Source organism: Lactiplantibacillus sp. 7.2.4 (assembly GCF_018991185.1).
Taxonomy (GTDB): Bacteria; Bacillota; Bacilli; order Lactobacillales; family Lactobacillaceae; genus Lactiplantibacillus; species Lactiplantibacillus pentosus.
In genome coordinates, this window is record NZ_JAGYGS010000075.1 from 1 (window position 1) to 14,227 (window position 14,227).

Here is a 14,227-nt window from a genome sequence, read left to right on the forward strand (position 1 = left end):
GATTAAATAATCCGTTAGCCCTGCCAAAAGCTAAGACGGATTATTTTTTTGCTGACTTTTGATCAGCTCAACAATTAATGCAATCAAGGCCACGATAAATGTACCGAAAGCTAGCATTAATTGTAAAGCGTCCGAAACGGACACTTAGGCTACTCCTTTCGTTAGGATTTATGGGCTTTAAAGGTTTAACACCATAAGCACCGCCTCCGATCGGAAATAGCCACCGCCTTAACTTCTCTACTTGATTCATTATACAGAGATATAATTCTTTTAGAAACATATTTTTAAATCAGTAGTGTACTTCATTCTAACCTGGATTAGTGTATTAACGTAAGCCATCTTAGTAAGAACATTGAGCATAAAAATACGGTAATTGATTCATTTTATCAGAGCGCTTGCTTATATCTATAGGAGGTTCTATTTTGAATATTCAATCTGTAAATAGTTTTTTAAGCAAAAAAGCAGAATCCCTAAAGTCTATAAAAGCTAATGTAACAGTTGATGGAAGAGGTTTGCTACCACGATTTTTCTATAGAGGACAGTCAAATGACTTCAAAAGTAGTAATAACGTTGCTAGCATCTTTAGACAAAAAGAGCTCTCCGGATATACCCATGAATATTCATTTACTAATGAGTACATGCGTAGGTACGCAAACGATTTTAACAATTTAGAAAACAATTTTTCTCGCCTGTCTTATATGCAACATTTTGGCTTGCCAACTAGGTTATTAGATGTAACGACCAATGCTCTTGTCGCTCTTTATTTTGCCTGTCAATCTCATCTTGATTCTGAAGGACATGAAACAGACGGGATAGTTACCATGTTTTTTTCTAACAAGACACAAAATATTGATGATTTCACATACTATAGTAGTCGCAGTGACACCGTGGAAGTCTTATCAACATTAGCATTGATGGACGAAGAAAAAAAGAAAAGTATTTATAGAAAAATATCTTCTTTCAACAAAAATATTGATGATTTGTTGAAAGAAGATGAAAATCATTTATACCAAAGTTGGTACATGGATCTGGTCAAGCAGTTCCCAGAGGGCTATTATGAACAACTTTCTGAGGAAAACCAAAAAGTATATGACTCACTAAATGATTTCTATAAAGAAATAAATCAGTCTTATGAAATGCAATGCCTGTATCATGATATTAAAAGAGATACTGGTTATTTTGCTGATCTAATCAACTTTAGAACTTTACTTCACCCATTTTTCGTCGAACCTTCAATTAATAATGAACGCTTACGAGCTCAAAGTGGTTTTTTCCTTTTTGAACCTTATGATGGTACATCATGTAGCTTGGAAAATATTCATGATGATATTGATAACAAAGTATCTCTGTACAATGGACACAATGAGCCAATTAGATTAGTAATTCCTGGTGAAAAAAGCAACAAATTTTAAACGAATTAAATCAATCATTGGAAATAAACCAGGCTACTTTATTTCCAGACAAAGAAAATGTGGCTAGTTATATAAAAAATGTTTAAAGGCCATTAGGGCATACCCTAACTTACGATGAGCGCCGTCAATTCATGCATGATCATGGCACAGTCGGTCGGACATATGCTGGTAAAATTTGGCAATATATCACTGGATCCATTGGTCTGGACGATTTCGAATGGGGCGTGACTCTTTTTGCAGAGACACCACTGATGTTCAAAAAAATTATTGCTGAGATGCGTTATTATGAAGCCAGTTCTGTCTATGGTGAGTTTCCATATTTTGTGGTGGGCACACACATGGACAATGCTGGATTACAAAAAATGTTTTTAGAAAATTGGGAGGCTTAAGTTATTAATGATTAATACGGTTGAGAAAGTACGATCGCATTTCTGGATTTATGCAATTGCAGTTTTTATTTCGCAACTTGATGGGGGCACGGTGTCAACGATGCTTCCAGCACTAACCCGGACTTTTGGCTTGAGTTCAGTGAATTCATCCTGGGTTGCAGGCATTTATACATTGGGACTAGTGATCGGTACACCAATCGCTTCTAATTTATCAGATATTTATGGCGCAAAAAAAATATTTATGGGTGAACTAGGTATTTGGTTCCTGGGTGCTCTATTAACCGGTATTGCGCCAACATACGGTTTATTCCTACTAGGTCGTTTTATTCTGGCTTTAGGGGATTGTGGCATTATTGTATTATCCATCAATCTCATGTTACATACGGCTGGACATCAACGCCAAGGCCGTAAAGTCTCTGTTGTTGGTGTTGTTTCAGGTTTAGCTTCAATCTTCGCCCCTATTTTTGTAGGGTTAACGCTGGCCTTTACAGGTAACTGGCGTGCCTTTTATTATAGTTTATTGCCATTTATTGCTATTTTATTCCTATTAGTATGGCGGATTTTAGATAACGAAGTGAAAGAAGAACAGTGGCAAACTGATTTTCCAGGCCTAACCGCCTTTACAATCTTTATCACCTCATTCATGCTCTTCCTGACATTTATTCAACAATTCAACACTTATAAGTATCTCATCTTTGCTCTAATAGTAGTTGCAGCAATTAGCCTGTGGACCTTCATCAGAGTTGAACGCAATATTGCACCTAATAAGATGCCATTTTTACCAATTAATTTATTGAAGAAACCCGCATATAGTTTAACGCTGTTATTAGGTTTACTCGGCGGTACACTTTTTGCCGTATTCATCTACATTCCTACCTATGTTCATACTGTTTTCCATCTACCAATGCGTCTATCAGGGATGACTCTAGTTGTCACCGGGTTGGGGAGTGTGATCGGTTCTTGGATCGGTGGCCTAATGGTCGATAAACTAGGTAATAAAAGAGCATTAATTATTTCAGCCGCTTCAATTGGCTTATCCGGTCTTTTAATTATTTTTGGTCTAAGCCAATTACGCCTCTTCACAATATTCTCCTTCATCCTCGGCCTTGGTTTAGGTAGCTTCATGTCTGCACCATTGCAAGTTATTGCCGGTCGGATGGCTGGTAAGGGGAATCGTGTCCAAGCAATCGGCGGCCTATCCACCACCAAAAAAATTGGTGCCACCGTTGCACCAATTGTCTACGCCTCCGTTATTCAATTAAATGTGAATAATGGCCACATGGGTATTCAAGTTTATCGTGGTATTTTTGTCCTATTAGTAGTGATTGCAGTGATCAGCATCATTGTTACTAGTTTAATTCCCTTTACGAAAGAAGAAAATCTATGAGTAATAAAAAAGCAGTTCTATTAATGTCCTATGGTACACCCTATGAAATTAGCGATATTATGGGCTATTACACCAATATTCGCAACCATCACGAGCCACCAAAGCCATTGTATGATGAATTGGTAAGCCGTTATAAAGCCATTGGCGGGACTTCACCGTTAGCTAAGATTTCTGACGCCCAGGCGAAAGGATTGCAAGCACAATTAGATCAAGAGTTCCCCGGTGAATATCAAGTTTTTGTCGGTTATAAATATATTCATCCATTTATTCAAGATGCAGTTAAAGATATTTTAGCCGCTGGGATTAAAACTATTTACGGTATTCCTTTGGCACCGCACTACTCAGCTTTTAACACGGGTGACTATCATGCCCGAGCTAAGGAAGTGTTGGTTAACCATGGAGATGTAACCTATGTTGAAGCAAAGAGCTGGTGGCAAAATGATGATTTGATTCATTTTTGGAGTGATCAATTGGTAGCATTGAAACCACAAATCGACCAGCCTGATACTAAAGTCATTCTCAGTGCCCATAGTTTACCAATGAGTATCATTGATGGGGGTGACAGTTATCGTGATGAAGTTGAAGCAAATATGCGTACCGTGGTTAAAACTGCTGGATTAACGCCAGATCAATATACCATTGCTTGGCAAAGTGCTGGTCGGACAGAACAGAAATGGATCGGACCAGATTTTGTTACAGTGGCACAAAACTTAATTGAACAGGATAATATCAAACATATTATTTCCGCATCCGTTGGTTTCATCAATGATAATCTAGAGATTCTATATGATGTGGATATTGAATTAAAGCAGGCTATTGAAAATAAGGGTGGCAAATTAACCCGACTACAAATGCCTAATGACGATCCTAAGTTGATCAGCGCCCTAAAAGCAGAAGTACTTAAATTAGCAAAAGTATAAGCAAAAAGAGCCTGGACATTAACGTCCAGGCTCTTTTTATCTATAGATGATTATGGGAGGATAATCAATCAGATAGGGGATGAAATTAATTTAATACTTGAACTGTTGCGTAAGTGACACCATAGCTTGGGATTGAGCTATTAGGCATAGCAACGTCCAATTGTTGTGGGTTACTGTATGCTGACCGCATTATTGAATTTGCAGATGGTAAAATTCAGCAAGATACGCGGCCATTTAACGGGAATGGCAGTACCACACGTTTTCGTTTGAAACGAACGAAAATGAGTTTTTTCACCGCATTAAAGTTATCTTTTAATAATATTCGAACCAAAAAGGGGCGTACTTTTTTGACCATGTTTGCGTCCAGCATTGGTATTATTGGTATTGCGGTGGTTCTAGCACTGTCAAATGGGTTCCAAAGACAAATCGATCAGACCCAGAAGGAGACTCTATCTCAATTTCCAGTGACTATTAGTCAAGTGGGACAGGATGGCTCCGGGCAGCAGCAAAATTTAAAACAAGAATTTTCCAAAAGTAATTCGGTTACAGCCGCTACTAGTGCAGCTGAAAAAGCTCAGCATGAAAATAAATTGACGTCAAATTATCTTGACTATGTGGATAAAATTAGTCCTTCGCTCACTAAAAATATTAGTAAGACCTATGCCACTGGACTTAATTTGATTAGAAGTGTTAACGGTAAATATCAGGCTGTTAAATTTTCAAATACCAAACAAAGTGGTCAAACCGATTTTGCGACCTTAATGGCTCAAACTACAGGTGTAGGTGGTTCTGTATATCCCATTGACCGGAATGGCGGTCAAAGTTTTTTAAAGTCTAACTATAAATTATTGTCTGGGGCTTATCCTGATAAACCGACAGATGTTGTGATGGTCGTTAATCGAGATAATTCAATTAATATCAATGCTCTCCGTAATTTAGGAATTTCTGTTAAAGAAAATAAAAAGTTTACCTTTGATCAATTAATTGGAACGACGATGCAATTAGTTAGTAACGATGATTTTTATCAATCCCTACCGACGGGTAATTTTTTACCAGGAAATGACTATCAAAAAATGTCTCAAGCCAATAAAACCAAGACGTTAAAAGTGGTCGGAATTTTGCGAGTTCAGTCTAAAAATAGCGATGGTATTTTAGCTAGTGGGATTGCTTATAGTGATCGGTTGACTAAACAAGTTATGGAAGATAATCGCGATTCGGCTATTGTCAAGGCACAAAAGAACAGTAATCGTAATGTCATGACCAATCAAGAGTTATCAGCAGAAGCCAAGCCGCAGATGTTAGCCATGATTGGTGGCAATGCTGTACCAACTAGTATTCAGATTTATCCTTCAAGCTTTAAAGATAAAGATCAAATCTTGAGCTATTTAGATAAATATAATAAAGGTAAAAGTAAGGTCAATAAGGTGGTTTATACTGATCTTGCAGGGAATGTTTCTAATTTAACCGGTGGCTTGATGGATGCGATCACTTATGTGTTAGTGGCCTTTGCAGGCATTTCGTTAATCACAAGCATGATCATGATTGCCATCATTACCTATACTTCGGTACTGGAGCGGACTAAAGAGATCGGTGTTTTAAAAGCTTTAGGTGCAAGAAAAAGGGATATTACCCGGGTATTTGACGCTGAAACAACTATACTAGGTTTTGGTTCAGGTACTAAAGGTTGAAAGTATCAAATAGACCGTAACCATTGATGTCAAACGGTTATGGCACGGTATATTACTAGTTTCCACTTCATTGAGCATTACCGAGTAGCCTGGCCAGGCTACTCGGTAATGCTTTTATAAATTCGTCAAAAATAATAGTTAATGTTTCAACCGCCATGTCGAGTTTTTCACCTAGACCAGTAATTGTTTGTATCAGCCAATTCAACGCACTTACTAACTTAATATCAGGCAACGGTCGTCCATAATCGAAGAATAAGTCACCCAGCGTCCTGTCGTCCGTATTTTCACGTTGCGCCAATGCAAGGACGTCATAGCTTAACATGACCATTGCTAGGTGACCGCAAAGCCCATCATAGCTTTGGACTTGAGTCTGATCAAATTGCAGGTATTGTTTAGCGACTTTAAAATAACATTCGATCTGCCAACGCCGACCGTACATCTGAATGATTGCTTCTGGTCTTAGGTCAGTCATTGTGGTCGCCAACACAAGATATTGATCAGCCTGGCCACGTTTGGTTACGAAGACTAACTTCATTGGGATTTTTTCGCCATCAACTTCAAATGTGACGATTGGACTGTATAGATAGCTATCCTTAATTGGCCATTTACTGCGCCGTAATTTAGTGTATAAAGTCTTAATATCCATTTCTCGGCCACGATAACGAAAATAGACTTTTTTAGTTTTTTTCAACAAACCAATCCCATGACAATGACGTTTTAGCAATGCCGCAAACATACGCGGTGATGCATACCAGCTATCGAATAAGACGTACTTGGCCTTGATGCCGGATTTGATTGCATCATCTACTAATTCTAAAGCGACATCGGTCATTTTACGGGTTGCCTGTGTACGTCGTTTCGCGGCCAGTGATCGTTGATCACTGGACTTAAGGTGCCCAAACCGATTTTTGGCGTGGCTTGATGACATCAAGGCAAAGTTCAGCGGTAAAAAAGTATTGCCGTCACTCCAGCCTAAAGTTAGTGTCCTAAAGCCTTTAAAATACTGCTGTTTGTCGTGGTCAAAAACACGAGCTAATAATTCAGTTTTGCGTGAAAATTCACGTTTAAACAGTGAATCATCAATGATCAAGGCTTGTCGCCGTCTTGGATCGGTAAAATGTTGCACGTATTGGATCAAATGGATCGCTAATAGCTGAACTAGCCGTTGCCAATTAATATGTGGATCATTTAGACAATTGCGAACAGTTCGTTTTGAAAAATCATTAGCCTTTTCTGCTCTGAAAATGGAGTAACGATTAAAGATGGTGGTTAATAACCACTCAAATAAGCGTTCAGTTTTAATACCGCGCGATTTATGGATATTGACACGACGCAAAATAGCGGAGAGATGGACCAATTTTGAAAAATGAGCAAAAGAATGATGAATATCAGTGTCATTGTATTGTATAGTAGACATAGGCATGAAACTCCTCTGTATGGTTTTTGTTTAGACGCTTTAAGTATACAGATGTGAATGGTTTCATGTCTATTTTTGTAGCAAAAAAGTCCTAACAGATCAGGGCTTAAGTGGAAATATTAACTTTCAACCTTTAGCTTTTAACATATTGCCCACCATCTGAATTAACAGTTAGAGTTATATAAATGTTACCGTTCGATACTTTTATGCCAACTGGTATCGTAAAGGCCGTACCACTCATCGTATCTGAATTAGCTAAAGCATAATCTGAGTCCGTCACAAAGTACTGTCCAGCTGTCGACATTTGGGTAGTGCCTTTTCTGTACATCGAACCAGTAGTTGTATAGGTACCATCTACTGGAACACTACTATCCGCATGCGCCTGCGTAGTCACCGCACCCATCCCCAGCGCAAAAAACACCAGCGCCCCAAGGATCCCAATAATGTGTCTTAACCTCTTTAACCCCATTTTGTTTCCTCCTCACAACGAATACATATATCCGTAATAATTATTAACTCGATTTTAGCATATTTTATAGAATATACGCCCCATTATTTTGTATATTTTTGAACAATTCATTTATCAGGTGATTAGAACCAGTATAAATAGAAGCGTTAACAAAATAACTATCGTGCAAAATTGTGCTTACGTCAACCGAAAAGCCTTATTGTAGCAACTTTTCTCAATATCTATTTGTAGAAACCTATTTTACGTATATACGGAATACGGTTGAAATATTTTCGGAATAAACTATAATCAACAGTGTAAAGGGTTACATTCTTCTTTATAAAGGAGGGGTCATATTGAAATTAGTTGCCATTGTCGGAACGAATTCGCAAAAATCTTACATCCGTCAGCTGTTAAATTACCTGAAAACACACTTTTCAAGCGACGCAGACATCACGCTTTGTGAGATAAACGACATTCCGCTTTTTTCTGAGGATATCAGTGAAGTTCCTAGCAAGGTTTCAGCCATTTCTGAAATTATTACTGCCTCAGATGGGGTAATCATTGGCACCCCACAGGTTCACCATGCCATTCCATCAGCCTTAAGTTCCGTGCTTGATTGGCTGGCGGTGGCGGGCCATCCGTTTAAAAACAAGCCAACGATGCTGATTGGCGCATCCCTGGATGACCAGGGCGTTGACGACGCACTCGACAATCTTTCAGCTATTCTGCGGTCGCCCGAACTGAACGCTGGGTTACTCACCGGTGATCAGTTTGTCCTGACCAACGTTGCTGCGGCCTTTAACGGTGACGAACTGGCCGATCCATTGGCCGTTAAGTGGTTAGACCACTGTTTTAACAAATTTACCGGTTATATGGGCTTCAATTACGTGCCAACTGGTGACGCGCAACCAGACGCCACGCCAGATTATTCGTCTGACCTCGACCACCCTGTGAAGACCGATGCGACTGCGAGCGCATCGAAGAAACCAGCTGGTGGCCTCGACTATTACTCTGATTTGGATGCATCGACACAGCCGACGACCGACACCACGACTGGTGCTTCTAAGCATACTGATGCGACCTCAAGTGCTTCAAAGGATACGGCGTCAGATTACTCATCCGACCTCGACTACCCGGCTCAGGCCGCTGATGCCACGACTGGTGCTTCCAAACAGCCGGCTGACGGCATGGCCTACTCGTCTGATCTAGACACGCCGGTGGCTGCGGGAACGGATGCCACTAGCGGTGCTTCCGAGAAACTAGCGGATGCCACTACTGGCGCATCTCAGAAATCAGACGATGTGCCCACCTACTCATCAGACTTAGATGATCCAAAGCCGGAAACGGACACCAACACTGGTGCTTCCGAACACGATGATGCAACTACGGGGGCATCAAAGGAAACGACCAGTGACTACTCTTCTGATTTAGACCAACCGGCTGCGGCTGACGCCACGACCGGTGCTTCTGAACACTAACAACGCTTCATATATAGGAGGAAATTAACATGACTGATAAAAAAGTGACTTTAGACAGCAATGACGTTTTACACTTCCCCACTGGCGATATTCCATTGGAAGCCCTGCGTGTCCTGTTGAACACCCTGCCCTTCGAAGTTGACTTCGTGGACGCCACCGACCATTTCAAGTGGTTCACCGATGACGGCAACCGGATTTTCAGCCGGACGCAAAAACAAGTTGGCGAAGAAGTGCTGGAATGCCACCCAAAGCAAGCCAGCGATAAAGTGGAACAGATCCTCAAGGAATTCCACGCCGGCACTCGTGACCAATTTGAATTCTGGCTGCCATTAAAGGGTAAGATGGTCTACATTTCATACTTCGCTATCCGTGATGAAGACGGCAAGTACCTTGGCTGTTTCGAATTCACTGGTGACATTGCGCATCTGCAATCGATCAAGGGGACTAAGATTCTTGAAAACAGTCGGGATATTACGGTTGATAAAAAGTAAGACATCGTTAACTAAAGGCACTGACCATTGCAGTCGGTGTCTTTTTTGACTGGCGCGTTCTTCGTTGACTTTCCAATCCCAACCCCTATAATCAGAATTAAACAACTGTGTGAAATCGGTTACATTATTGAATTTACCCACACATCCGTTTCAAAAAATGGAGGGGATCACATGCTCGAACTGCAACATTTTAAAAAATACTATCAGGTGGGCGACACGACCACGAAGGCGTTAGATGATGTGTCCGTCTCATTTCGGCAACAGGAATTTGTCGCGATCCTTGGCCCCAGCGGCTCTGGGAAGACCACGTTGTTAAACAATATTGGCGGGTTGGACGTCTATGACTCCGGCGATTTGATTATTAAGGGAAAGTCCACCAAGGAGTTCAAAGCCTCCGACTGGGACGCGTACCGGAACAACTCGGTCGGCTTCATTTTCCAAAGTTATAATCTCATTGGTCACCTGGGTATCATCGACAACGTTGAATTGGGCATGACGCTCAGTGGTGTGCCCGCCGCCGAGAAAAAGGAAAAGGCCATTTCAGCGCTGAAACGTGTCGGGTTGGAAGACCATATGTATAAGAAGCCGAACCAACTGTCCGGTGGGCAAATGCAACGGGTGGCCATTGCGCGGGCAATCGCCAACGACCCGGAAATTTTACTATGTGACGAACCGACCGGCGCGTTGGATACCGAGACCAGTCAAGAAATTATGCAGATCATTAAGGAGCTGTCAAAAGAGCGCCTCGTCATCATGGTCACCCATAACCCCGACCTCGCCGACCAATACGCCGACCGGATCATTCGTTTCGAAGACGGGAAAATCGTGGATGACACGAACCCCTACAATGAGCTGGAGGAAAACGAACAGTTTCATCTAACCAAGACGAAAATGACCTACTGGACGGCGTTGAAACTGTCGTTTACCAATATCCGCACCAAGAAGGGGCGAACCTTCCTGACGGCGTTTGCCTCCAGTATTGGCATCATCGGAATCGCAGTCGTTCTCGCCCTTTCAAATGGGTTCCAGAAACAGATCGATCAAACGCAATCCAATACCCTGGCCCAGTATCCAGTAACGATTTCACAAACTGCCACCTCCCAGACCACGGCCAATGACACCAGCAAGAAGGAACATTTTTCTAAGGAAAAGTCCGTTGTGGCGCAGATCAGTGACCAGGATAAAGCGCAACATACTAATAAAATCACGCAGAGCTACGTGACCTATGTGAAAAAGCTCAATCCAAAATACAGCAAGAACGTCGGGATTACGTACACGACCGGTATGAACTTGCTACGCGATGTGAACGGTAAGATCAAGCCGGTCCGGCTGTCTAACGAGAGTCAGTCTAAATCTAGCAGCCTGAACATGTCGAGCGCACTGGCAAGTTCAGCGGGCATTGGCGTTTCCTCCTACCCGGTTGATAATCAGGGCAAGACCAGCTTTCTCAAGAAGCACTACAAAGTGATGGCCGGCGCCTACCCGACTAAGACCACGGATGTCGTTTTAACTAAAGGTTGAAATATTAACTTTCAACCTTTAGTTCAGGTATTTTAGGTGTCTTAATTGCGTGGTTATTGACTTTTCCAGCAAATATTATTTTGGAGAAAATTACCGGCTTAAGTGGCGTAGCCGCCCTTAATCTCATGCATGGGGTAATTTTAATTCTGATCAGCACAGCATTAACCGTCTTGGGTGGCCATGTGCCTGCTAGAATGGCAGCTAAAAAGGATGCTGCCATTGCCCTAAGGTCAGAATAAAACAGCAACCAACGTAATTTTCTATTTACATTTAAGCTAAAATTCTATACATTTAGTTAGTGTGTTTATAATTGGAACAACTAAATTTATATGAGGTGATTAACATGGCTGAAGAACCAAAGACCGTTGATATAAAAGATATGTTACATTTTAAAACTGGTAATATTGCCTTACCTGTTTTGGAAACAATTCTGAATACGATTCCCTTTGAATTGGGATTTTGTGACGAGAATGATGAATTTCAATGGTTCACTGATAATGGACATCGGGTCTACAAACGTTCTAAAGAGACCTTTGGTAAAAACGTTTTAGGCCTACATCATGGCGGCGGCCGCCCACAGGTTCAAGAATTATTGAAACAATTTCATGCTGGTACAAAGGATAATTTTGAATTTTTACTAGATCTTGATGGTCGTAAAATTTATATTTCTTTTTATGCAGTTCATGATGAGAATGGTAAATACCTTGGTTGTTTTGACTTTACAGGGGACATCACTGAGTTACAACAAATGAAAGAAACTGCTAAGGTGATTCCACCTATGGATGCCATTAAAGCTAAAGAAGCTGCTGAAAAATCGACAGATAAAGATTAATTAAAGCAAGCCTTTAAGACAAAGTTGACGTCTTAAAGGTTTTTTTATCGAAATCACGAATGTGAATATAATTAAAAAAGATTATAAAACGCGCGAAAAATATAAGGAACTAATAGTGGACTACCTATTAAATTCGAAAGAGCTGTTTCAATAAAGTTATTATGATCCTCATAACACAAATTCAAAAATACATTTTGTGATATTCTTGCTTGCGATATGTCTCGCTCTTATCTGAATAAGATGACATTTAATCTTATCAACAATATAGCTAATATAGCAAAAGCAGCTTAAAACATTCACAAAGCAGAGTTTTAAAATAACACCGGAGAAAAATATTTTTAACTACGGCAAATTACAAGTTTAATCCGAACAAGCCCGGAAACTTTCAATGGCAGTTTGTTGATGATGGATTTTTAATGGCCGTTGGTTAATAAGTTCAAGCGCTGCCAGGATTTCATCTGTCGTTACCTGGCCAAAGTTAGTCTTTTTCGGGAAGAACCAACGTAACCGTCGATTGAAATATTCATTGGAACCCCGTTCCCATGGTGAATATGGATGGCAAAAATAAACTTTAATTTGATAGTCTTGTTCTATGGATTGATAATCGGCAAACTCTTTACCATGATCAACAGTTATAGATTTCACTTGGGAACCAAAGGTTCCCATAAACTTTTCAAAGGCGCTATTTAAGGCCTTGGCAGTTCGGTTAGGGGCTTTTATGGCCCATAGAAGTCGCGTCTTACGTTCTACAAAAGTGACCAGGCATGCTCGTGACGCTTTCCGGCCAGAAAGCACTGTATCTACTTCCCAATGACCAAAAGCTAACCGCTGATTAACAATTGTTGGTCGTTGTTCAATCGAAGTCCCACTTGTAAATGTGCCACGGTGTTCATTAACTCGACACTGTCGGATATTTCGATTAGGTAGATCAGCTAATTCGAAAGGTAACCAGCCACGATTAAGCCAATTATAAATTGAAGCGGTACCCAAGTTAAAAGCAGTCGCGACCGCTTCTGGTGACCAGGTTAATCGCAAGTGATTGGTAATTAAAGTCACTAATGATGATGTTAGAATCGAATGGCGACCGCAAGCCCGTCTTTTGCGGTCAGCATCTTGTTGGGCCAATTCAGGGTCATAAGGTTTAACCCGGTTCAATTCATAGTGAATGGTAGATTTGGCAACGCCTAAAGCGTCAGCCATATCTTGGTAAGTATGATGACCTTCACTGACTAGTTGTGCTAGCGCGCCACGTTGAAAACGTGATAAAGTAGAGATACCCAAAGTAATCGCTCCTTATAGTTGGTTGGAATTAGCTACTACCATTGTAAGAGATCGTTTTGGGCTTTTTTTAATTTTTGTTCGGATTAATTATAGAATTTACCAACGGTGCTTCCGGTCAAAATGCGAAAATGTGGATGGCACACCAATTCACCATTTACAAAAAGGTGGCGAAACGTCAAATGCAGGGACGAGCCCTGCATTTGACGTTTCGCCGTCTTCATTATTTGCTACTTGGATAGGTGCGTGTATAGCGTGAAGAGCTTCGCCACACTGTTGATTTCGATCGTGGTCACCACGTTCATACCGTATGCGCGAATAACAGCGCGATCGTTGCTTTGGTGCGTCTTGCGCAATTTGCTCGAAAAGTTTGGTATATCAAGGATTATGTAAATAGAATGGGCAAACTTGAAAAAGACTATTTTGAAGGTAGTAAGTCTGTAGAGCAAGTTGGCCGTGGCATGCTAGGAACGAAGTCTATGAAGTACGCAATACAAAACGAGTTCAGATTGGGCATTGTGTTCCCATACAAAAAATCAAATTAAGAGGAACTAAGGTCATTGAATATAGAAAAGCTGCATTAATAGTACTAAGCCGAAAACGGCCACTAGGGTATGCCCTAATGGTCTTTTTTATTTCTGTGCTATACTAGGAATTACAAGTGTTCATTAGAACTGTCCAAAAGGAGAATTGGAAATGGCTAAAATCGGTTATGCGCGTGTGAGTTCCAAGGAGCAACATTTAGATCGACAGTTAGCGGCTTTAAAAGACGTTGATAAATTATTTACGGATAAATTAAGTGGGGCTAACACTAATCGGCCAGAACTGCAAAAAATGCTGGCCTATATTCGTGAGGGTGATATTGTAATGGTCACTGAATTAGATCGCTTAGGCAGAAACAACCATGATTTGACTAAGATCATGAACTCCATTCAAAATAAGGGTGCCACCCTAGATGTGTTA

Annotated in this window: 12 protein-coding genes and 2 pseudogenes; 10 read left to right on the forward strand and 4 right to left on the reverse strand. The window is 40.8% G+C overall.

Features of this window, described 5'->3' with window-relative positions; genetic code table 11:
• Positions 1–30: 30 nt before the first annotated feature.
• Complete coding sequence (locus KGF70_RS15110; RefSeq protein WP_021731144.1) at positions 31–144, reverse strand: putative holin-like toxin; 114 nt, start codon at positions 142–144, stop codon at positions 31–33.
• Positions 145–422: 278 nt separating this feature from the next.
• Between KGF70_RS15110 and KGF70_RS15115 the strand changes: the two genes are divergently transcribed.
• The 5 genes and pseudogenes from KGF70_RS15115 (at position 423) to KGF70_RS15135 (ending at position 5,796) form a co-directional block, all read left to right on the forward strand.
• Positions 423–1,412 carry an FRG domain-containing protein gene (locus KGF70_RS15115; RefSeq protein ID WP_225366912.1) on the forward strand — a complete coding sequence of 330 codons (990 nt, stop codon included), beginning with the start codon at positions 423–425 and terminating at the stop codon, positions 1,410–1,412.
• Between the two features lie 113 nt (positions 1,413–1,525).
• A pseudogene (locus tag KGF70_RS15120) lies at positions 1,526–1,801 on the forward strand (chlorite dismutase family protein); the annotation flags it as partial.
• Between the two features lie 7 nt (positions 1,802–1,808).
• Positions 1,809–3,188 (forward strand): MFS transporter, encoded by a 1,380-nt coding sequence (locus KGF70_RS15125; RefSeq protein ID WP_099722354.1) that lies wholly within the window; start codon positions 1,809–1,811, stop codon positions 3,186–3,188.
• Complete coding sequence (gene hemH / locus KGF70_RS15130) at positions 3,185–4,108, forward strand: ferrochelatase (RefSeq protein ID WP_216748968.1); 924 nt, start codon at positions 3,185–3,187, stop codon at positions 4,106–4,108. Before KGF70_RS15125 ends, hemH begins: the two co-directional genes overlap by 4 nt.
• 281 nt (positions 4,109–4,389) lie before the next feature.
• A complete protein-coding gene (locus KGF70_RS15135; protein WP_253955630.1) occupies positions 4,390–5,796 on the forward strand; it encodes an ABC transporter permease in 1,407 nt (468 codons plus the stop codon).
• A gap of 67 nt (positions 5,797–5,863) precedes the next feature.
• Here KGF70_RS15135 and KGF70_RS15140 read toward each other — a convergent pair whose 3' ends face one another.
• The gene (locus tag KGF70_RS15140; protein WP_216786485.1) at positions 5,864–7,213 is read right to left on the reverse strand and encodes a transposase; all 1,350 of its coding nucleotides are present in this window, start codon (positions 7,211–7,213) and stop codon (positions 5,864–5,866) included.
• A gap of 133 nt (positions 7,214–7,346) precedes the next feature.
• Positions 7,347–7,682, reverse strand: coding sequence for a hypothetical protein (locus KGF70_RS15145; RefSeq protein WP_216748965.1), 336 nt, complete (start codon positions 7,680–7,682; stop codon positions 7,347–7,349).
• 335 nt (positions 7,683–8,017) lie between these two features.
• On the opposite strand from KGF70_RS15145, the gene KGF70_RS15150 reads away from it, so the two are divergent.
• From KGF70_RS15150 to KGF70_RS15165, 4 genes and pseudogenes are all read left to right on the forward strand, one after another.
• Complete coding sequence (locus KGF70_RS15150; protein ID WP_216786486.1) at positions 8,018–9,142, forward strand: NADPH-dependent FMN reductase; 1,125 nt, start codon at positions 8,018–8,020, stop codon at positions 9,140–9,142.
• 29 nt (positions 9,143–9,171) lie between these two features.
• A complete protein-coding gene (locus KGF70_RS15155) occupies positions 9,172–9,633 on the forward strand; it encodes a PAS domain-containing protein (protein WP_099722335.1) in 462 nt (153 codons plus the stop codon).
• Between the two features lie 171 nt (positions 9,634–9,804).
• A pseudogene (locus KGF70_RS15160) lies at positions 9,805–11,393 on the forward strand (ATP-binding cassette domain-containing protein).
• Between the two features lie 104 nt (positions 11,394–11,497).
• Positions 11,498–11,986, forward strand: coding sequence for a PAS domain-containing protein (locus KGF70_RS15165; protein WP_045353608.1), 489 nt, complete (start codon positions 11,498–11,500; stop codon positions 11,984–11,986).
• A 360-nt stretch (positions 11,987–12,346) separates the two neighbouring features.
• On the opposite strand, the gene KGF70_RS15170 is transcribed toward KGF70_RS15165, so the two are convergent.
• Positions 12,347–13,267 carry an IS30 family transposase gene (locus KGF70_RS15170; protein ID WP_016511843.1) on the reverse strand — a complete coding sequence of 307 codons (921 nt, stop codon included), beginning with the start codon at positions 13,265–13,267 and terminating at the stop codon, positions 12,347–12,349.
• Between the two features lie 693 nt (positions 13,268–13,960).
• Here KGF70_RS15170 and KGF70_RS15175 point away from each other — a divergent pair.
• On the forward strand, positions 13,961–14,227 hold a 267-nt coding region (locus tag KGF70_RS15175; protein WP_216770691.1), incomplete at its 3' end, for a recombinase family protein.

Bases quoted from the DNA above. Each gene is read 5' to 3' on its own strand.
- KGF70_RS15145 (WP_216748965.1), bottom strand. From the start codon at position 7,682: ATGGGGTTAAAGAGGTTAAGACACATTATTGGGATCCTTGGGGCGCTG.
- hemH (WP_216748968.1), top strand. From the start codon at position 3,185: ATGAGTAATAAAAAAGCAGTTCTATTAATGTCCTATGGTACACCCTAT.
- KGF70_RS15155 (WP_099722335.1), top strand. From the start codon at position 9,172: ATGACTGATAAAAAAGTGACTTTAGACAGCAATGACGTTTTACACTTC.
- KGF70_RS15125 (WP_099722354.1), top strand. From the start codon at position 1,809: ATGATTAATACGGTTGAGAAAGTACGATCGCATTTCTGGATTTATGCA.
- KGF70_RS15135 (WP_253955630.1), top strand. From the start codon at position 4,390: ATGAGTTTTTTCACCGCATTAAAGTTATCTTTTAATAATATTCGAACC.
- KGF70_RS15165 (WP_045353608.1), top strand. From the start codon at position 11,498: ATGGCTGAAGAACCAAAGACCGTTGATATAAAAGATATGTTACATTTT.
- KGF70_RS15140 (WP_216786485.1), bottom strand. From the start codon at position 7,213: ATGTCTACTATACAATACAATGACACTGATATTCATCATTCTTTTGCT.